We start from the raw sequence: 771 nt of genomic DNA, 5'->3' as shown, positions 1-771 counted from the left end.
TCATAGCCCATCTTCTCATCAGTTGCACGCAGTTTTTTGACGCTTTCTGCATAGTATCCTGCATTTTGCAGCTTGATATCAAGGCCATCACTTGTCTCATCAACTAGAATTCGCAACTCTCTTGGCATGAATCTAGATAAAAATCGAGTTATAATAGTCTAAAGTTTATTTTAACTGCCAGTAGATTAATGGAAACAGCATGGCAAGCCCTGCGACAATTCCTAAAAACAGTACAGCTCCTTGTTGATTCATAAATCAAGTTACAAAATTATTCTATTGATAGTCTAGTGTGTTCGAATTGTACAGTCAGGCAGATTACAAGTCTGCAGTCATTTTTTTAATTTTATTTACAAGACGGAGTTTTTTTGTAATTGACATTTCGGGCTCCATTGTAACGTAGACAGTGTATGAATCAGGATAAATTACAATTTGCGTTACCTTTTCTCGCTCTACGTGGACGTAACGCACACTACCTAGGCTTTTGTCGAACTCCTGTCTCATCTCACGCCTTTTTGCAACCTGCTGGCAAAAATGCTCCTCGTCTTTTTGCGATTTGAGTGAGGTCTTGCCACTCTTCATTATTGCCTCAATTATCTTTCCTTTCTTATCGATTATTGCTGCAAATCGCATTTGTGGATCTAAATCAATTATATCTTCTACTAAATCCATGAGATTCTCATTTTTGTAATAACTCATGTGATAGACTTGCATTCAAAGGGAAATATAATTGATTTAGGCACGAGTTGTGATTATTTTATAATTATTTTGTTT

The 771-nt window shown here is 36.2% G+C and carries 1 protein-coding gene; it reads right to left on the bottom strand.

The genetic code is table 11. The features are described 5' to 3' along the window. Positions 1–315 precede the first annotated feature (315 nt). Positions 316–669: a DUF6659 family protein gene (locus C6988_RS09825; RefSeq protein WP_255464469.1), complete on the bottom strand. Its 354-nt coding sequence runs from the start codon at positions 667–669 to the stop codon at positions 316–318. Between the last annotated feature and the right edge of the window lie 102 nt (positions 670–771).

The sequence above is a fragment of the Nitrosopumilus sp. b1 genome (genome assembly GCF_014078545.1).
GTDB lineage: Archaea > Thermoproteota > Nitrososphaeria > Nitrososphaerales > Nitrosopumilaceae > PXYB01.
The sequence above is the reverse complement of the archived record's forward strand: the minus strand, read 5'-3'. Positions and strand labels throughout refer to the sequence as shown.

Coding starts and splice junctions, on each gene's coding strand:
- C6988_RS09825 (WP_255464469.1), bottom strand. CDS start 669: ATGGATTTAGTAGAAGATATAATTGATTTAGATCCACAAATGCGATTT.